General features: G+C 65.6%; 18 protein-coding genes. 5 read left to right on the top strand and 13 right to left on the bottom strand.

Annotation, left to right across the window (positions count from 1 at the left end):
• The first annotated feature begins 13 nt into the window (after positions 1-13).
• Both R2N16_RS21195 and R2N16_RS21190 read left to right on the top strand, forming a co-directional pair.
• A complete protein-coding gene (locus tag R2N16_RS21195) occupies positions 14-1,870 on the top strand; it encodes a M61 family metallopeptidase (protein WP_316668313.1) in 1,857 nt (618 codons plus the stop codon).
• A gap of 18 nt (positions 1,871-1,888) precedes the next feature.
• Positions 1,889-4,105, top strand: coding sequence for an FUSC family protein (locus R2N16_RS21190; RefSeq protein WP_316668312.1), 2,217 nt, complete (start codon positions 1,889-1,891; stop codon positions 4,103-4,105).
• A 461-nt stretch (positions 4,106-4,566) separates the two neighbouring features.
• Here R2N16_RS21190 and R2N16_RS21185 read toward each other — a convergent pair whose 3' ends face one another.
• From R2N16_RS21185 to rpe, 9 genes are all read right to left on the bottom strand, one after another.
• Positions 4,567-5,358 (bottom strand): uracil-DNA glycosylase, encoded by a 792-nt coding sequence (locus R2N16_RS21185; RefSeq protein ID WP_316668310.1) that lies wholly within the window; start codon positions 5,356-5,358, stop codon positions 4,567-4,569.
• Positions 5,355-6,014, bottom strand: coding sequence for a CYTH domain-containing protein (locus R2N16_RS21180; protein ID WP_316668308.1), 660 nt, complete (start codon positions 6,012-6,014; stop codon positions 5,355-5,357). Before R2N16_RS21180 ends, R2N16_RS21185 begins: the two co-directional genes overlap by 4 nt.
• 3 nt (positions 6,015-6,017) lie before the next feature.
• A complete protein-coding gene (trpC, locus tag R2N16_RS21175) occupies positions 6,018-6,821 on the bottom strand; it encodes an indole-3-glycerol phosphate synthase TrpC (protein ID WP_316668305.1) in 804 nt (267 codons plus the stop codon).
• Position 6,822: 1 nt separating this feature from the next.
• Positions 6,823-7,860 (bottom strand): anthranilate phosphoribosyltransferase, encoded by a 1,038-nt coding sequence (gene trpD / locus R2N16_RS21170; RefSeq protein WP_316668303.1) that lies wholly within the window; start codon positions 7,858-7,860, stop codon positions 6,823-6,825.
• 13 nt (positions 7,861-7,873) lie between these two features.
• Positions 7,874-8,305, bottom strand: a complete 432-nt coding sequence (locus R2N16_RS21165) for a lysozyme inhibitor LprI family protein (RefSeq protein ID WP_316668301.1) — start codon at positions 8,303-8,305, stop codon at positions 7,874-7,876.
• Entirely contained in the window at positions 8,305-8,874 is a 570-nt protein-coding gene (locus R2N16_RS21160; protein WP_316668298.1) for an aminodeoxychorismate/anthranilate synthase component II, read from the bottom strand. The genes R2N16_RS21165 and R2N16_RS21160 overlap by 1 nt, the downstream gene beginning before the upstream one ends.
• A 16-nt stretch (positions 8,875-8,890) precedes the next feature.
• Positions 8,891-10,423 carry an anthranilate synthase component I gene (trpE, locus tag R2N16_RS21155; protein WP_316668297.1) on the bottom strand — a complete coding sequence of 511 codons (1,533 nt, stop codon included), beginning with the start codon at positions 10,421-10,423 and terminating at the stop codon, positions 8,891-8,893.
• Between the two features lie 402 nt (positions 10,424-10,825).
• On the bottom strand, positions 10,826-11,569 hold the full coding sequence (locus tag R2N16_RS21150) for a phosphoglycolate phosphatase (protein ID WP_316668295.1): 744 nt from the start codon (positions 11,567-11,569) through the stop codon (positions 10,826-10,828).
• Positions 11,566-12,291, bottom strand: a complete 726-nt coding sequence (gene rpe, locus R2N16_RS21145) for a ribulose-phosphate 3-epimerase (protein ID WP_316668293.1) — start codon at positions 12,289-12,291, stop codon at positions 11,566-11,568. Before rpe ends, R2N16_RS21150 begins: the two co-directional genes overlap by 4 nt.
• 130 nt (positions 12,292-12,421) lie before the next feature.
• On the opposite strand from rpe, the gene apaG reads away from it, so the two are divergent.
• Positions 12,422-12,796 carry a Co2+/Mg2+ efflux protein ApaG gene (apaG, locus tag R2N16_RS21140; RefSeq protein WP_316668291.1) on the top strand — a complete coding sequence of 125 codons (375 nt, stop codon included), beginning with the start codon at positions 12,422-12,424 and terminating at the stop codon, positions 12,794-12,796.
• A 7-nt stretch (positions 12,797-12,803) separates the two neighbouring features.
• Here the strand turns inward: apaG and R2N16_RS21135 are convergent, their stop codons facing one another.
• Positions 12,804-13,037, bottom strand: a complete 234-nt coding sequence (locus R2N16_RS21135; RefSeq protein ID WP_316668289.1) for a hypothetical protein — start codon at positions 13,035-13,037, stop codon at positions 12,804-12,806.
• Between the two features lie 82 nt (positions 13,038-13,119).
• Between R2N16_RS21135 and mltA the strand changes: the two genes are divergently transcribed.
• Positions 13,120-14,262 carry a murein transglycosylase A gene (gene mltA / locus R2N16_RS21130; RefSeq protein WP_316668287.1) on the top strand — a complete coding sequence of 381 codons (1,143 nt, stop codon included), beginning with the start codon at positions 13,120-13,122 and terminating at the stop codon, positions 14,260-14,262.
• Positions 14,263-14,265: 3 nt separating this feature from the next.
• On the opposite strand, the gene paaK is transcribed toward mltA, so the two are convergent.
• The 3 genes from paaK to paaG form a co-directional block, all read right to left on the bottom strand.
• A complete protein-coding gene (gene paaK, locus R2N16_RS21125) occupies positions 14,266-15,576 on the bottom strand; it encodes a phenylacetate--CoA ligase PaaK (protein ID WP_316668285.1) in 1,311 nt (436 codons plus the stop codon).
• Positions 15,577-15,775: 199 nt separating this feature from the next.
• Complete coding sequence (gene paaI, locus R2N16_RS21120) at positions 15,776-16,237, bottom strand: hydroxyphenylacetyl-CoA thioesterase PaaI (protein WP_316668283.1); 462 nt, start codon at positions 16,235-16,237, stop codon at positions 15,776-15,778.
• A 10-nt stretch (positions 16,238-16,247) separates the two neighbouring features.
• Positions 16,248-17,036, bottom strand: coding sequence for a 2-(1,2-epoxy-1,2-dihydrophenyl)acetyl-CoA isomerase PaaG (gene paaG / locus R2N16_RS21115; RefSeq protein WP_316668280.1), 789 nt, complete (start codon positions 17,034-17,036; stop codon positions 16,248-16,250).
• An 83-nt stretch (positions 17,037-17,119) separates the two neighbouring features.
• Between paaG and R2N16_RS21110 the strand changes: the two genes are divergently transcribed.
• A complete protein-coding gene (locus R2N16_RS21110) occupies positions 17,120-17,896 on the top strand; it encodes an enoyl-CoA hydratase (RefSeq protein WP_316668278.1) in 777 nt (258 codons plus the stop codon).
• Positions 17,897-18,168 lie beyond the last annotated feature (272 nt).

Raw genomic sequence — 18,168 nt, 5'->3', positions numbered from 1 at the left:
TACAATGTTCGCCATGAAGCCGATCCGCTACACCATTGCCCCCACCGCGCCCGGGGCGCACGTTTTCACCGTCACCGTCACCGTTGACGCGCCTGACAGCCAAGGCCAGCGTTTTTCGCTGCCGGCGTGGATTCCGGGCAGCTACATGATCCGCGAGTTCGCACGCAACATCGTGCGGATCGAGGCATCGTCCGCCGACAGGCCGGTGCGCCTGACCAAGGTCGACAAGCACACGTGGTGGGCCGCCCCCTGCACCGGGCCGCTGACGGTTTCATACGACGTCTATGCGTGGGACTTGTCGGTGCGCGCCGCGCATCTGGACGCCACGCACGGCTTCTTCAACGGCACGTCGGTGTTCCTGCGGGTGGAAGGCGCGGATGACCAGCGTTGTTTGGTCGACATCCAACCGCCGGCCGGGGAGGCCTACCGAGGCTGGCGCGTGGCCACGGCGCTGCGCGAAGCCACTGGCCGCGTCCAGGGCAAGGCCGGCGCCAAGCGCTACGGCTTCGGCTGGTACGAAGCGGCTGACTACGATGAGCTGATCGACCACCCTGTTGAGATGGGCACGTTCGAGCTGGTTTCGTTCGAGGCCTGCGGCGCGCAGCACGACGCCGTCTTTACCGGCCGCGTGCCGAATCTCGATCTGGAACGTATTGCCCGCGACTTCAAGCGCATCTGCGAAGCGCAGATCCGCCTGTTCGAGCCGCAGACCGCCACGGCGCCGTTCCTCGACAGCAACCACCGCTACGTCTTCATGACGATGGTGACGACCGACGGCTACGGCGGCCTGGAGCACCGCGCCAGCACCGCATTGATGTGCGCCCGCAACGATCTGCCCGTGACCGGCCGCGACGAAACCACCGAGGGCTATCGCACCTTCCTCGGCCTCGTCAGCCACGAGTATTTCCACACCTGGAACGTCAAGCGCATCAAGCCGGCCACCTTCGTGCCGTACGCACTCCACCGCGAGGTGCACACGCCGCTGCTGTGGCTGTTTGAAGGTTTCACCAGCTACTACGACGACCTGATGCTGGTGCGCTCGGGGCTGATCTCCGAAGCGCAGTATCTGGAGATGCTGGGCAAGACGTGGAACGGCGTGCTGCGCGGCAGCGGCCGCTTGAAGCAAAGCGTGGCGGAAAGCTCGTTCGATGCGTGGACGAAGTACTACCGCCAGGACGAAAACGCGCCCAACGCCATCGTCAGCTATTACACCAAGGGCTCGCTGGTGGCGCTGGCGCTGGACCTGACGATCCGCACACAGACCAACGGCGAACGTTCGCTCGACGATGTGATGCGCGCCCTGTGGGTGACGTACGGCCGTGATTTCTACGCCGCCGGCCACACGCAGCGCGGCGTGACTGAGGCGGGCCTGATCACCCTGATGGAAGAAACCACCGGGGTGCGCCTGCGCACGCTGGTGCGCCAACTGAGCGAAGGCCGCGACGACCCGCCGCTGCCCGCGCTGTTCAAGGCGATGGGCGTGAGCGCCACGCGCAAGGCAGCCGATGCGGCGCTCGCGCTGGGCGTCAAGACTGCCGCCGAGCACGGCTTCGTCAAGCTGCAGCAGGTATTCGACGGCAGCCCGGCGCAGCACGGCGGTTTGTCCGCCGGCGATCTGATCGTTGCAGTGGACGGCCTGCGCGTGCCGGCCGGCCAGCTCGACAAGACGCTCACGCGCCATCGCGCCGGCGACACCGTGCTCGTGCACGTGTTCCGCCGCGACGAACTGATGGCGCTGGAGGTGACGCTCGTCGCCGATGCCACGCCGCAGTTCACGCTGGCGCTGGCCACGGAGCCCTCGCCGCTGCGTTCGGCGTGGCTGGGCAAGCGGGCGGCGGCGCGCAAGGTGGCGCGCGGCAAGTCGGCCTGACGCACGTCGCCTGATCCGATGGATTACGTCCACGATCCACGCACGTTCCTCTACAGCCATTACGTCTCGCGCGGCATCCGTACTGCCACCGGCGTGATCGGCCTGACGCTGCTCGCGCTGCTGGTGATGGACTTGCAGGGCGCGATGGTGGTGTCGATCGGCGCGCTGTGCACCAGCCTCATGGATTTGCCCAGCCCGCTGCGGCACAAGTTCAACGAGATGATGGCGTGCGTGCTGCTGACGACCGCCGTCACCTTTCTCGTGGCAGCGGTGACGCCGTACGCGATCCTGCCGGTGGTGATCGTGGTGGTGAGCTTCCTGGCGGGGCTCATGGTGGCGTACGGCAACAAGACGATGCCGCTGCAGTTCGCGGCGCTGTTCGTCATGACGCTCACCTTTACCGAGGAATTCGCCTTCCGCGAAGCGGTGGAGCACACGCTGCAATTCTTCCTCGGTGCCATCGGCTACATGGCCTTTGCAATGGCGGTGGCGTGGGGGCAGCGGCGCCGCATCAAAGAGCAGGTGCTGGCCGAATGTCTGTACGAACTGGCCGTGTACGTAGAACGCAAAGCCGGGTTCTACGACGCCGCCAAGGATTTCGACGAGCAGTTCAATGCGCTCGTGCGCCAGCAGATTTCGGTGGCCGACAAGCAGCAGGTGGCGCGCGATTTCGTCTTCCGCGACAACCGCACCGCCAGCGATGGGCGCCTCGTGCAGATCCACATGCGGATGCTCGACATCTACGAGTATCTGCTGTCCTCCAACACGGATTACCCGTTGCTGCGCCAGTGGCTGGCAGACGCCGAGGTGATGCGCCTGCTGCGCGATGTGATCGAACGCATGCGCATGGACATCGAAGGCGTGGCCTATGCCGTCGGCCGCGACCGGCCGTCGCCCACGCCGGTATCGTACGACCAGGAGATCGCCGCCATTGAGGGCGCGCTGCACGAACTGCAGCACAACCACCACGGGGTGCCGATCGAGGCGATTGCCGCGCTGGAAGAGTCGGTGGCCACGGTGCGGGGCGCGATCCGGCTGATGGCGCAGCTGCACGCCGCGACAGCCACGCCGGTCGAGCTGTCGCAGGTGCTGCTGCGCCCTGACATGACGCCGTTCCTCACACGTCAGAAGTACGAACTGCGGCTGGTGCTAGAAGAACTGACGTGGCGCTCTCCGGTGCTGCGCTTCGCGCTGCGCATCTCGATGGCGGTGGCCGCGGGGCTGTGGATTGCCGATCATCTGCCGTATGCGTCGCACGGCTACTGGGTGTTGCTGACGATTGTCGTGATCCTCAAGCCGACGTTCAGCATGACGCGCCAGCGCAACTTCGACCGGGTGCTTGGCACACTCATCGGCTGCGTCATTGCCGCCGTGATTCTGCGGTACACGCATTCGACGTGGATCCTGATGGGCGTGCTGTACCTGTCCACCGCCGCCAGCGCCGCGTTCGTGACCGTGCGTTACCGCTACACGGCCATTGCAGCCTGCGTGCAGGTGCTCATCCAGATCAACCTGCTGCTACCCGGCAGCAAGGGCGCCATCGGCGAGCGGCTCGTCGACACGCTGATCGGCGCGGCCATCGCCACGGCCTTCAGCTACGTATTGCCGAGCTGGGAATACCGCAACCTTCCCAAGCTGGTGGACGACGTGCTGCGCACCAACCGCCGCTTCATCGAGGCCGCGCGCGACCTGCTGCTCGGCACGCTCAAGGACGACTTTGCCTACCGCGTGCAGCGCAAGCAGTTCATGGAATCGCTGACCGGGCTCATCGCTGCCTTCGCGCGCATGCTCGACGAGCCCAAGAGCCGCCACCGTGCCGTCGACAACCTGAACCGCTTCATCGTGCAGAACTACCTCGTGGCGGCACACGTGGCGGCGGTGCGCATCCTTGTGAGACAGCGGGCGCAGGAACTGGACGAAGCCGATACACGGGCGCTGGTCGAGCAAACGGCCGAGGCCGCACTGGAAAGCCTGGCGCGCGCCAAGGAGCGCTTTGACCAGGCCGTGCAGGAGGGCGGCTGGGGTGTGCGCCCGCGCGACACACAGGAACTGGGCGCAGCGGACTTCGCCGATCAGTCGGCGCGCTCGCGCATGGTCGACGCTGCCGCCGAATCCGAATCGCTGTCGGCGCTGCACCTGCTTGAGCGGCGCCTGCAGGCGCTGCGGGCCGACACGGCCAAGATCGCATTGCGCTGCGGCGCACTCGGGCGGGCACTGCGTATTACGAAGGACTAGGTGCGGCCCGGCAGCAGAAGAGCCTTCGCACGGTCGGCATCACTCACCGCAACCTAGCGAGCCTTGGACGCTCGCGGCCGATGCTCAAAGCGCGGAAGCCCAGCGTTAGACAGTCGACAACCAGTGTCCGAGAGCCAAAGCCCAGCCTCGACGAGTCGAGGGCCAGCCTCAGAGGGTCGAAGTCGAGCCTCAGAGGGTCAAGGTCGAGGCTCGGAGAGTCAAAGTCGAGCCTCAGAGGGTCAAGGTCGAGGCTCGGAGAGTCAAAGTCGAGCCTCGGAGGGTCAAGGTCGAGGCTCGGAGAGTCAAAGTCGAGCCTCGGAGGGTCAAAGTCGAGTCTCAGAGGGTCAAGGTCGAGTCTCAGAGGGTCAAGGTCGAGTCTCGGAGAGTCAATGCCGATGCTCGGAGAGACAACCTCGACGCTCGACCCGTCATCCACGCGGTTCAGTGCCCGTTCGCAGGCTTCAGTCAGCCTGCGGCCGCAACCAGTCGATGGTCGGCTGGCGCTGCGCAGCTAGCCACTCGTTCGCTGTCTTGAAATGCCCGCAGCCCAGGAAGCCGCGATGCGCCGACAACGGCGACGGGTGCGGTGCCTCCAGCACGAGATGCCCGTCCGACAGCAGCGCGCGCTTGGCTTGCGCGTGGCTGCCCCACAGCATGAACACCCGCTTGTGACCAACGCGCGCCAGTTGCTCCAGCAGGCAATCGGTGATGCGTTCCCAGCCGCGCTTGGCGTGGCTTGCGGCCTGGCCCTGTTCGACGGTCAGTACGGTGTTGAGCAACAGCACACCTTGCTGGGACCAGCCCTCCAAGTTTCCCGACGTGCTCGGCAGCTTCTGGCCGAATTCGGCTTCGATTTCCTTGTAGATGTTGCGCAGGCTCGGCGGCACGCGCACGCCGGCAGGCACCGAAAACGCCAGTCCATGCGCCTGCGGAATTTCACGGCCATCGACGGTGCCCGTGCCGTGATACGGATCCTGGCCGAGGATGACGACGCGCACATCGTCCACCGAGGTCAGATGCAACGCGCGGAACACATCCGTCGGAAAGATCGGCTTGCCCGCCGCGCGCTCGCCATCGACGAACGCACACAACTCGGGCCAGTTGGTTTGCGCGATGCAGGGTGTGAGCACTGCCTTCCAATCGGCGGGCAGCGCGTCGAATTGGGTGGCCAGCGGGATGAAATCTCCGGCGGCCGTTTCGACTGCGGGCTCATCGAAGAGGGCGGCTTGTGCCTGAACGGTGCGTCGCGTCATGTCTGGCCCCCGACCGCTTTCGCGTGCAACCGGTAGCCGCGTTGTGCCTTGCTGATGTCGAGCGGCGTGAGGCCGGCCACGGCGGCGCGCAGCGTCTGCGTCCAGGCCTGCAGTCGCTCGGCAATCGCGTCTTCGCTGAGCGCGCTGTCGGCTGCCGGCTTCCACTCCAGTTCCAGTTCGTCGATCGGCTCGCGTGCTTGCGTGCCGGGGATGAGGATGGCGCCGGCGTCCAGTGCGATCTCAATCTCGCCGCCCTCGGCACGCACATGCCACAGGCGGCGCGTGAAATCGGTGCGGAACAGCGGTACGAGGCGACCCGCGTGCAGGCGGACGTAGTCGGCGGCTTCGGCGGCGCTGTGCGCGGCGAAGGCATCGACGGACATTGCGTCGTTCTGCAGCGGCACCTCCCATTCGTGGCGGGCGCTCAAGCCGGACGTACTCACTGCTGCGGTCTTCAGCGTTTGCAACCATTGGCTGCCATGACGGCGCACGCGCAGCGCGGCGCGGCTGCGTGCCAGCGCCTGGTCGGGCGTGTCGTAGTAGACGTTCGCCAGCTCCACCGAGCCGGCCGCTTGCGCATGCGCGTTCAGCCACCCTACCAGGGCGTCGTGCGCGCCGGCCGATACGGCCAGCTTGAGTTCAATCTCGCGGCCCATCGATCAGGCAAACAGGCGGGCCAGTTCGGCACCCGGGTCTTCCGCGCGCATGAAGGCCTCGCCGACGAGGAACGCGTTGACGGCGGCGGCGCGCATTTTGCGCACGTCGTCCGGCGTGAGGATGCCGGATTCCGTCACGACGATGCGATCGTCCGGCATGTGCTTGAGCAGGCCGAGCGTGGTGTCGAGCGAGGTTTCGAACGTGCGCAGGTTGCGGTTGTTCACGCCCACCAGTGGTGTTTGCAGGCGCAGCGCGCGGTCCAGCTCATGTCCGTCGTGCACTTCCACCAGCACGTCCAGGCCGAGTTCGAGCGCGCAGGCTTCGAGTTCGACCATCAGCCCCTGGTCCAGCGCGGCGACGATCAGGAGGATGCAGTCCGCGCCCCAGGAGCGCGCCTCGTACACCTGGTACAGGTCGACCATGAAGTCCTTGCGCAGCACCGGCAGCGTGCAGGCGGCACGCGCTTCGCGCAGGTAATCGGCGTGGCCCTGGAAGAACTGTTCGTCAGTCAGGACGGAGAGGCATGCGGCGCCGTGCTCCGCATAGCTGCGGGCGATGTCGGCGGGCTTGAAGTTCGGACGCAGCACGCCCTTGGACGGCGACGCCTTCTTCACCTCGGCGATCACGGCGGCGTGGCCGGCGGCGATCTTGTCGCGCACGGCCTTGGCAAAGCCGCGGGGGCCGAGCGTGCTGTCGTTGCGGTTGGCTTCGGCTTCGGCGCGCACGCTGGCGAGGTCGCGATGCTTGCGTGCTGCGGCCACTTCTTCGGCCTTCACGGCCAGGATTTTCTGCAGGATATCGGACATATCAGGTCTTGAACTTGTTGGTGACGCGCACGAGTTCGTCGAGCTTGGCGCGCGCTGCGCCCGAGGCGATCGCTTCGCGGGCCAGCTTCATGCCGTCGCCGATCGAGCCGGCGATGTTGGCCGCATAGAGTGCCGCACCGGCGTTGAGCGAGACGATCTCGCGCGGCGTGCCCGGCTTGTTCTCGAGCGCTTCGATCAGCATGGCCTTGGACTCGTCGGCATCGGCCACCTTCAGGCTGCGGTTGGACACCATCTGCAGCCCGAAGTCTTCCGGGTGGATTTCGTATTCGGTCACCACGCCGTCCTTGAGTTCTCCGACCAGCGTGGCAGCACCGAGCGAGACCTCGTCCATGCCGTCCTTGCCGTAGACGACCACGGCGTGCTTTGCGCCCAGGCGCTGCATCACACGCACCTGGATGCCGACGAGGTCCGGATGGAACACGCCCATCAGGATGTTCGGCGCGCCGGCCGGGTTGGTCAGGGGCCCGAGGATGTTGAAGATCGTGCGCACCCCCAGTTCCTTGCGGATGGGGGCCACGTTCTTCATGGCCGGGTGGTGGTTGGGCGCAAACATGAAGCCAATGCCCGCCGTCTCAATCGATTCGGCCACCTGTTCGGGGGTGAGCATGATGTTTACGCCCAGCGCTTCCAGCACATCGGCGCTGCCCGACTTGGAGCTGACACCACGCCCGCCGTGTTTGGCGATGCGCGCGCCGGCCGCCGCTGCCACGAACATCGAGGCGGTCGAGATGTTGAAGGTGTTGGCGCCGTCGCCGCCTGTGCCGACGATGTCGACAAAGTGATCGGACACCTCAGCGGGCACATCCACCTTGGTGGCGAACTCGCGCATGACGGTGGCGGCGGCCGCGATTTCGCCGATGGTCTCTTTTTTGACGCGCAGCCCCATGGTGAGGGCGGCCGCCATGACAGGCGACATCTCGCCGCGCATGATGAGCCGCATCAGGTGCAGCATCTCGTCGTGGAAGATCTCGCGGTGCTCGATGCAGCGCGTCAGCGCTTCTTGCGGAGTGATGGACATGGTCGTTCCGTATTCAGTTGGGCGCTGCCGGGGCCGCAACCGGGGTGGCCGGCTGTGCGGCGTCGCGCAAGGCGCCGATGCGCTCACGCGAGAGATCGGCCTCGCACGCGGCTTCTGCCAGGTCGGCATCGGGCGCATTGCGGGCCAGGCGGCGTTGCAGGTCGCATTCGGCCTGCCGGTAGAGTTGGTGTGCGCGCACGGTGCGGTCAAATGCCATGGCGACGCCGCGGTCCGTGCCCTTGTTGGCAGCGATGCGGGCGCGCAGCGCGGTGCGGCGTGTCGATTCGGCAGACGCCAGTTCCGTCTGCGCCGCCTTGCGTGCGGTCTGCACGCATTGGGCGACGTTGCCGGCCTCGGGCTGTGAGGCGCGGCAGGCGTCCAGGGTACCGGCCATCGCCGGCAGGCTTGCCACCATCGCCAGCGCCACCGCGCACGCGCGGCGCATCAGACGCGTTCCTTCAGGAAGTTGCCGAGCAGCGCATGGCCGTGTTCCGACAGGATCGATTCCGGGTGGAACTGCACACCCTCGACGGGCAGCGTCTTGTGGCGCACGCCCATGATTTCGCCGTCTTCCGTCCAGGCCGTCACTTCCAGGCAGTCGGGAAGCGTTTCGCGCTCGATCGCCAGCGAGTGATAGCGCGTCACCTTGAAATGGCGCGGCAGGTTGGCGAATACGCCCACGCCGGTGTTTTCGATGGTGCTGACCTTGCCGTGCATCACCTTCTGCGCGCGGATCACGCGCCCGCCAAACGCATCGGCAATGGCCTGATGGCCCAGGCACACGCCGAGGATGGGCACGCGCCCAGCGAAGTGTTTGAGCGCCGGCACCAGAATGCCGGCTTCCGTTGGGGTGCATGGGCCGGGCGACAGGCAGATGCGCTCCGGGTTCAGGCGTTCGATCTCTTCGATCGTGATCTCGTCGTTGCGGTACGTGCGCACGTCCTGACCGAGTTCGCCGAAGTACTGGACGATGTTGTAGGTAAAGGAGTCGTAGTTGTCGAGCATCAGAAGCATGGTGGTCTCCCTGACCTTAGAAATCGGCGTCGAGGCCGTCTTGCACTTGCTCGGCGGCACGCAGCACGGCGCGCGCCTTGTGTTCGGTCTCCCTCCATTCGGCATCCGGGTCAGAATCGGCCACCACGCCGGCGGCGGCCTGCACATAGAGGTTTCCGTCCTTGATGATGCCGGTGCGGATGGCGATGGCCAGATCCATCTCGCCCGAGAACGACAGGTAACCGACAGCACCGCCGTAGATGCCGCGCTTGACCGGCTCCAACTCGTCGATGATCTCCATCGCGCGGACCTTGGGCGCGCCCGACAGCGTGCCGGCCGGGAAGGTTGCGCGCAGCACGTCCATGTTGGTCATGCCGGGCTTCAGGCGCCCCTCGACCGAGCTGACGATGTGCTGCACGTGCGAATACTTTTCGATGACCATCTGGTCCGTCACCTTGACCGAGCCGATTTCGGCAATGCGGCCGATGTCGTTGCGCGCCAGGTCGATCAGCATGACGTGCTCGGCGATTTCCTTCGGGTCGTTGAGCAGCTCGGTGGCCAGTTCGGCATCGCGCTCGGGCGTGTTGCCGCGCGGGCGGGTGCCGGCCAGCGGGCGGATCGTGACGATGCGGGCGGATTCGTCGGCGCCGTTGCCGTTATTTTCAGCAGCCGGCACGCGACGCTCTTCCTGGCGCACCAGGATTTCCGGCGATGCCCCGACGATCTGCATGTCGCCGAAATTGTAGAAATACATATACGGCGACGGGTTCAGCGAGCGCAGCGCGCGGTAAAGCAACAGCGGCGCGTCGCGGAACGGCTTGACCAGGCGCTGGCCGATCTGCACCTGCATCATGTCGCCGGCGGCAATGTATTCCTTGGCCTTGAGCACGGCCGTGATGTAGTCCGCCTTGTCGAACTCGCGGACGGTATCGGTACGCACCGACGCCGACGTCACCGGCACATCCACCGGCTGGTGCAGCTTGGTGCGCAGCGCGCGCAGGCGCTGCTTGGCGCGCGAATAGGCCTCGGGCTTGGACGGATCGGCGTAGACGATCAGGTAGAGCTTGCCCGACAGGTTGTCGATCACGGCCAGCTCTTCGCACAGCATGAGCTGGATGTCGGGCAGTTGCAGATCATCGGGCGGCGCGGTTTCAGCCAGGCGCGGCTCGATGAAGCGCACGGCGTCGTACCCGAAGTAGCCCGCGAGGCCGCCGCAGAAGCGCGGCAGGCCCGGGCGCAGCGCCACTTTCTGGCGGCGCTCGAAGGCGGCAATGAAATCCAGCGGGTTGCCTTCGTTTGTCTCCACCACCTTGCCGTCGGTCACGACTTCCGTGCGGTTGCCCTTGGCGCGCAGCAGCGTGTGCGCGTGCAGGCCGATGAAGGAGTAACGCCCGAAGCGCTCACCGCCCACCACCGATTCCAGCAGGAAGGTGTGTGTGCCGCGGTCGTGCGATTGCGCCAGCTTCAGGTAGAGCGAGAGCGGCGTCTCCAGGTCGGCCAGCGCCTCGGCAATCAGCGGAATGCGGTTGTAGCCCTGGTCGGCCAGCGATTTGAATTCGAGTTCGGTCATGAGCAGGTCAGGTCGATTGGCCTGGCGGGGGCGGTTACGCGCCCACCGGCATGCGTTCGCTCCACGGCAAACGCAAGAGCGTCAATGATGCCGTCGGAACGTTAGCAGAACATCAGGGATGGGAACGCGAAAACCGTGCGATCCCGCAAGGGCCGTCCGCCAGCCGATCGCGAGGCCAACGGAAGACCGGCGGGCGGTCAGCGTTTGGGGCAGGAGATGCGAGGGTGGTTTGGGTGGCGCGCTCGTGACGCGCCAGACTATGAAACCAAGACCAAACCGGAGGAGAACGATCAGCAGCCGTGCAAACGCTTACGCCCGGACGAGGGCGTGCCAGGGCCGCCAGGGCCAGGCCCCCCGGTCACCACCAGCGTCGACGCGTTTGCGATTCAGGAACATGGATCGTCAGTTGGAAGCGGCAGATGTTGCGTTGTGTGGCTCGGCCGACGTTTGAACATGAGGCCGAATCAGTTGCGCTGCCGCAAAAAGTGTGTCGACTATAGCATCGGCTCCCGCGCCCTGTATAGGCTGGCCGTGGTTGTAGCCATACGGCACCGCCAGCACGCGCATTCCGGCCGCACGGGCCGCCCGGGCATCGTTTTCCGAGTCGCCGATGGCTACGATTTCAGCCGGGGCCAGGCCAAATGCCTCCGCCACCCGCAGCATGGGGTACGGATCGGGCTTGCGATACGGGAAGGCGTCGCCTGGGTAGACGAGGTCGAAATACAGGTTCAGACCGAGCTGCGCCAGAAGCGGCTGCGTGAAGTCGTGTGGTTTATTCGTCACGCACGCAAGGGCGATGCCCATGTCGCGCAGGGCAGCCAGCCCTTCGCGCACGCCGTCATAGACGTTCACATACTGGCCGTTGATGGAGATGTAGGCGCGTTGATAGGCGTTCAGCGCCTCGGCGAATCTGCTGTTGGCCTGGGCGGGTGGCAGGCGCGCATCGAGCACGCGCCGCACAAGGTTTTCCGAGCCCTTGCCCACGTAGCCGACGACTTCCTCGGCCGGCATGTCCGGCGCGGCGCCAAGCGCCTCCAGCATCGCATTGATGGCGGCGTGGAAGTCGCCCGCCGTGTCGACCATCGTCCCGTCCAGGTCGATGATGACGCCACGGACGGCGCCGGCGGGTAGCACGCCGGTCGTCATGCCAGGCCGGCCAGCGCCTGGCGCAGCGCGCCCACGGTGCCGCGGTAGCCCCCATCCGCGTCCGGCTTGCCGAACACAGCAGAACCGGCGACGAAGGTGTCGGCGCCGGCTTTGGCAATCTCGGCGATGTTGTCTGCCTTTACGCCACCGTCGATCTCCAGCAGGATCTTGCGGCCGGTCTTGTCCTGGTATGCGTCGAGCTTCTGGCGCACGGCGCGCAGCTTGTTTAGCGCTTCCGGAATGAACGACTGGCCGCCAAAGCCCGGATTGACCGACATGATGAGCACCATGTCCAGGCGGTCCATGACGTGGTCCAGGTAGTGCAGGGGGGTGGCTGGATTGAAGACCAGGCCAGCCTTGCAGCCGTTGTCGCGGATCAGCGCCAGCGAGCGGTCAATGTGCTCCGAGGCTTCCGGGTGGAAAGTGATCAGGTCAGCGCCCGCCTTGGCGAAGTCCGGGATGATGCGGTCGACCGGGCTGACCATCAGGTGCACGTCGATCGGCACCGGCTTGCCATCCTTTTTCGCGTGCGGGCGGATGGCCTCGCACACCAGTGGGCCGACGGTCAGGTTCGGCACGTAGTGGTTGTCCATCACATCGAAGTGGATCCAGTCGGCGCCCGATTCGAGCACGCGGCGCACTTCTTCGCCCAGGCGGGCAAAGTCGGCGGACAGGATGGACGGGGCGATGCGGAAACCGGATGGATCGATGGCTGCGGACATGGTGAGAGACGGATAAGGCGCGCGGATGCGCAAAGGAGGTCGCCATTTTAGCCGGATCGGCCGCCTGTCCGTGCCTTGCCGCTACCACAGCCATGCCGCACAATGGGCGCCATTCTTATACTGGATCGTCATGCCGAGCTACGAACTCACCGTCCAGGTCCGGACGCGCTATTTGCCGGAGCAATCCGAGCCGGAGCAGGGCAATTTCGCCTTCGCCTACACCATCACCATCCGCAACACCGGTGACGTGCCGAGCCAGCTCATCTCCCGCCACTGGGTGATCACCGACGCCGACGAACAGGTGCAGGAAGTGAACGGCCTGGGCGTGGTCGGCCATCAGCCGCTGCTGCCGCCGGGCGAATCCTTCGAATACACGAGCTGGGCGACCATCAAGACGCCTGTGGGTACGATGCGCGGCGAATACTTCTGCGTGGCCGAAGACGGTCACCGTTTCGAGGCGCCCATCCCCGAGTTTGCGCTGGTGATGCCGCGCATGTTGCACTGACCGGGAATCAGGGCGCGTCGGATTTGGCCGCTTGCGAATCTTTCGGCGCGGCTTTGGTCGATCCCGAAGGCTTGGCAGCATCGTTGTGGCGCGACGGGTGTCCAGGCGGGGCACGCAGCGGGCGAGGGTGCTTTTTGGCGCCCGACATCGTCCAGATGACGATGAAGATCAGTAGGAACAGCGCCACGCCGGCCTCCAGGCCGAACAGCATCATCGGATGGTTTTCAAAGAATTCGCTCATGATCGACGGCGAGAAGCGCGGATGCCGGGCATTGTAGCCAAGCCCGCCCCGTGCATCGAACGCCGGACAGGATGAAACAGGCATGACAGCAGCAACCTTGGACGCATTGACTCAAGCCCGCACCGCCACCCGTCGCCGCTGGGGCGGACTGGCCGCCGCCCTGGTCGCCGCCTTGCTTGCCGCTTGCACGAGCGGGCCGCCGCCACGCGTCGAAACGCCGCAGCCGCCCACCGGAACGCTGGGCGGCCATCTGGCACCCAGCACCTGGGCCGACGTTGCCGGCTGGACGGCCGACGATCTTGCTTCTGCGTGGCCCGCGCTCCAATCGAATTGCCAGGCCATGAAGCGCCGCGCCGACTGGTCGCGCGTGTGCACCGCCGGCCTGATGGTCGATGCCGGCGATCCAATTGCCATGCGCGTTTTCTTTGAAGACAACTTCACGCCGTATCGGGTTGTGAAGGACGACGGCACTGACAGCGGCCTCATCACCGGTTACTACGAACCGCTGCTGCGCGGCTCGCGCACCCGCCACGGTGTTTATCAGACGCCGCTGTACCGCATGCCTGCTGCGTGGCGCGGCAAGACGCTGCCGGCGCGCGCGCAGTTGATCCGCAGCCCCGCGCTGCAGGGGCAGGAAATTGTCTGGGTGGATGACCCGGTCGAGGCGGCGTTCCTGCAGATCCAGGGCTCGGGCCAAGTCCAACTGGAAGAGGGCGGCATCATGCGCCTGGGCGTGGGCGGTACCAACAACCAGCCGTTCCGCTCGTTCGCGCGCTGGCTGCTGGACTCGGGCGAAATCACCCCCGCCCAGGCGACCATGCAGGGCATCAAGGCGTGGACACGCGCCAACCCCAGCCGCGTGGAAGAGATGCTCAACATCAACCCGCGCTACGTCTTCTTTGCCGAAACGCCCGGCAATACCGCAGGCCCGATCGGCAAGCTGGGCGTGCCGCTCACGGATGAGCGGTCGATTGCCGTGGACCCGACGTACATCCCGCTCGGCTCGCCGGTGTTCTTGTCGACGTCCAAGCCGCTGTCGGCCGAGCCGATCCAGAAACTGGTGTTCGCGCAGGACGTGGGGTCGGCCATTCGCGGTGCCGTGCGTGCCGACTATTACTTCGGCCATGGCGACGCTGCCGGCGACTTGGCCGGGCGCATGAAGCAGGCGGGGCGTCTTTGGGTGCTCGTGCCGAAGGGCGACAGCGTCGGCGTCGCCGCCCGCTGATCGTTATGGCTGACCGCGCCGCAGATCCACCACGCGGCGCGCCTTGCCGACCGAGCGCTCGATCCCGCCGCTGGCCAGAGTCTCGATCGCGGCTGTCACGCCGATCAACGACTTGATGTCGTGCGCCAGTTGGCTGCTCGCCGATTTGGCCGCCTCCGCCGACGCACCCAGCGCTGCCTCGATCCGCACCGTCAGCGTATCCAGCGGGCCTTCCTTGCCGAGCACGCATTGATAGTGCGGTGACAGCACCGCGTGCTTCAGGATCAATTCCTCGATCTGAGATGGAAAGACGTTCACACCGCGCACAATCATCATGTCGTCGCAGCGGCCGGTGATTTTTTCCATCCGCCGGAAGCCCGGTCGCGCCGTGCCCGGCAACAGGCGCGTCAGATCGCGTGTGCGATAGCGCACCACTGGCATCGCTTCCTTGGTCAGCGACGTGAACACCAGTTCGCCGAATTCGCCGTCCGGCAGCACCTCGCCAGTGTCCGGATCGATGATCTCCGGATAGAAATGGTCTTCCCAGATGGTCGGGCCGTCCTTGGTTTCGGCGCATTCGCTCGCGACGCCGGGCCCCATCACTTCTGACAGCCCGTAGATATCGACCGCTGAAAGCCCCATGCGCGCTTCGATGGCGCTGCGCATTTCGGGCGTCCATGGCTCCGCGCCGAAGATGCCGATCTGCAGGCTCGACGCGGCCGGGTCCATGCCTTGGTGCTCAAATTCATCGGCAATGGCCAGCATATAGCTCGGCGTGACCATGATGATCTGCGGCTGGAAATCGTGGATGAGCTGCACCTGCCGCTCGGTCTGCCCCCCGCCGAACGGGATCGCCGTCAGCCCCGCGCGCTCCACGCCGTAGTGCGCGCCCAAGCCGCCGGTGAATAGGCCGTAGCCGTAGCTCACGTGGACCTTGTCGCCGCGCCGCGCGCCCGCCGCGCGAATCGAGCGCGCCACCAACCCTGCCCACGTATCGATATCGGCAAGCGTGTAGCCGACGACCGTGGGTTTGCCCGTCGTGCCCGACGATGCGTGGATGCGCGCGATCCGATCCTGCGGCACCGCAAACATGCCGAACGGATAGTTGTCGCGCAAATCCGTCTTGGTGGTGAATGGAAACCTCGCCAGATCGGCAAGCGACTGCACATCCGACGGATGTACGCCTGCCGCGTCGAACTTGGCCCGGTAGGCGGGCACGTTCTCATACGCGTGCGCCAGGCTGTGCTTCAGGCGTTCAAGCTGCAGCGCCTGGATGGCGTCACGGCTGGCGGTCTCGATCGGATCGAGCGGCAGGTCGGTCGAGCGGGGGCACATGCGGGTCTCCTCGGGGCGCCGTCGTGCGAACCTGTCCCCGATCCTGCTGCGCGTCCAGATCTCGGCCCTGTGATGTTGACCGTATCCATGTACGGTTGCGTTTCTCGGGCCAACCTCGGGATGCTCGCCACGGATCGTGAACCGGTTCTGAGGCGTCCTCTCACGGTGATGCTGTCTTGGGGCTCTGTAAGAGGGTGAACTAAGGCGCTGGGCTGATCGGGTCAGGAATGACGTGGCCTCGAACCTGTGCAGACTTGCCACGGAACATGGCGACCACCTCGCCGGCCTGGTTGGCGACGCGAACGTCGTACACGCCATGCCGGCCAGACAAGACTTGCTCGGTTGCCTCGGCGACGAGCACATCGCCGCCATGCGCCGGCCGCAGGAATTCGACGGTGCAGCCCGCCGCCACCGTGTTGTGGTTGTGGCTGTTGCAGGCAAATGCGAAGGCCGAATCGGCCAGCGTGAAGATCAGTCCGCCATGACAGGTGCGATGCCCGTTCAGGAATTCCGGCCGCACCGCCATGGACAGGCGGGCATAGCCGGGCGCAACCGCCTCCACGCGCATGCCGAGCCAGCGGGTACAGGCATCGGCGTCAAACATGCTCTTGCAGGCGGCTTCGGCCAGGGCCTGCGCATCGTGGAGGGCGGTCTCGGTCATGCAGATTCCTCTATTCGCCGGTGAAATGTGCCACGCGCTTATTGAGGAACGCGTCGACGCCCTCGGCGTAATCATGTGAGTTGCCCAGTTCGCGCTGCAGGTCGCGCTCCAGATCCAGCTGGGCGTCGAGCGACTGTGTGGGCGCCGCGTGCATGGCGCGCTTGATGGCGGCCAGCGCCCGGGTCGGCTGCTTGGCCAGGTGGTCGGCCATGCAATTCACCTCGGTCATCAGGATCTTGGCATCGTGATAGACGCCCCAGATCAGGCCCCAGGCGAGCGCGGTCTTGGCGTCGAGCTTCTCGCCCAGCATCGCCAGCCCCATTGCCCGCGCCACGCCGATGCGCTGTGGCAGGAACCACGTCCCGCCCGAATCCGGCAGCAGCCCGATCTTCACGAAGGCTTGCAGGAAGCAAGCGTTCTCGGCGGCCATCACGATGTCGCACGCCAGCGCCAGGTTCGCGCCCGCGCCGGCGGCCACGCCATTCACAGCGGCAATCACCGGCAGGGGCATGGCACGCAGACGGCGCACCAGCGGGTTGAATTGCTCGTCGATGAGCTGGCCCAGGTCGGTCATCTGCCCGGGCGTGACATTGAGTTCGGAGAGATCCTGCCCCGCGCAGAAGCCGCGCCCTGCACCGGTCAGGATCAGCGCGCGGGCCCGCTGGCGCTCCACCTTGTCCAGCGCATCGCGCAGTTCCCGGTGCATGCCGGCCGTGAAGCTGTTGAGCTGATCGGGCCGGTTCAGCGTGATGGTGGCCACGTGTTCATGCCAGTCAAGCAGAATGGTCGGGCTGGTCATCTTGTCTCCTCCTCGGTCATCGGTTTATTGATTAACCGACCGGTTGGTCGGCTAATATTACATCCATTCCAACTGGAGCTTCCATGTCCTACGAAAACATTCTGGTCGAAACGCGCGGCCGCGTCGGTCTTATTACGCTCAATCGTCCGAAGGCGCTCAACGCCCTCAACGACGCGCTCATGGATGAACTTGGCGCCGCGCTGCTCGCCTTCGATGACGATGCCAGCATCGGCGCCATCGTCATCACCGGCAGCGAAAAGGCGTTCGCCGCGGGCGCGGATATTGGCGCCATGGCCGAATACGACTTCGCCACCGTCTATAAGAACGAATACATCACGCGCAACTGGGAAACCATCCGTCGCATCCGCAAGCCGGTGATCGCCGCGGTGGCAGGCTACGCGCTGGGCGGCGGCTGCGAACTGGCCATGATGTGCGACATCATCCTCGCAGCCGATACCGCCAAGTTCGGCCAGCCCGAAATCAAGCTCGGCACCATGCCCGGCGCCGGTGGCACGCAGCGCCTGCCGCGCGCCGTCTCCAAGGCCAAGGCCATGGATCTCTGTTTGACTGCCCGCATGATGGGCGCCGAAGAAGCCGAGCGCGCTGGCCTGGTCTCGCGCGTCCTCCCCGCCGACAAGCTGCTCGACGAAGCCATCCAGGCGGCAGAAACCATTGCCGGCTTCTCGTTGCCCACGGTCATGATGATCAAAGAGTCGATCAATGCGGCCTACGAGACCTCGCTTAGCGAGGGCGTCCATCTGGAGCGTCGCCTGTTCCACGCCACATTCGCCACGGAAGACCAGAAAGAAGGCATGCGCGCCTTCATCGAGAAGCGCGCCCCGGCGTTCAAGCACCAATAAGCAGGGCGTCGCGGGGTGACTTCGGGAATACCCGAGTAACCATCTCGGGTATCTCGAGCCTCATTTGCGGACGTTTTGCGGCCGCAATCCCAAGCCCAGACGGGGCTGGTGGCTATTCTTCACGAACTCGTCATCAGTCCGTCATGACAAAGGTGTTGCCAACCTCCGGGAACCCGCCTAATATTCGCCCCTCGCTGCAAAACACAGCGCCGAAACGCAAGGGACGGCGGGGTGTTGAAGTGGCGGAGAAGCAGTGTTGGAGCGGGTTTCCG

It is taken from the genome of Ralstonia psammae (assembly GCF_958405935.1).
In the GTDB taxonomy this organism is placed as follows: Bacteria; Pseudomonadota; Gammaproteobacteria; order Burkholderiales; family Burkholderiaceae; genus Ralstonia; species Ralstonia psammae.
This window is presented reverse-complemented; position numbering and strand designations above follow the sequence as displayed.